Origin of the sequence: Bartonella sp. TT121SHDZB (genome assembly GCF_042193415.1) — a bacterium.
Taxonomy (GTDB): domain Bacteria; phylum Pseudomonadota; class Alphaproteobacteria; order Rhizobiales; family Rhizobiaceae; genus Bartonella.
On sequence record NZ_JBHILR010000061.1, the window covers coordinates 331 to 644 of the forward strand.

Genomic DNA, 314 nt, shown 5'->3' on the forward strand with positions numbered 1-314 from the left:
CTACCGCAGTCGCGGCGCAGCCGTTCACCTTGCCCTGGACCCTCGCAACATCCATCGCCAATGCGCCCCGTGCAATACGCACCTTCATGGCAACGCCATCGGTTTCCGAGCCGGCCTGATCGCGCGTTACGGGATCGAGTTTGTGGAGGCGCTGGAGGCAGACAGCACGCCCAGGCGCCACACCGCCGAAGAGATCGACGCCATCCGTGACGAGTACCGAGCCAAGACCAAGCAACTGAAGAAAGAGAGCCACGCATGAAGCGAGACCTGACCCTGACCGTGCCCGTGGAGTTGCGACAGGCCGAGGAGTTACT

General features: G+C 63.1%; 1 protein-coding gene. It reads left to right on the forward strand.

What is annotated here, in order from left to right; all coding sequences use genetic code 11:
• Window positions 1-259 (forward strand): recombination protein NinG (locus ACFIKI_RS08470; protein WP_375666766.1); only part of this gene is annotated, 259 nt, incomplete at its 5' end.
• Window positions 260-314 lie beyond the last annotated feature (55 nt).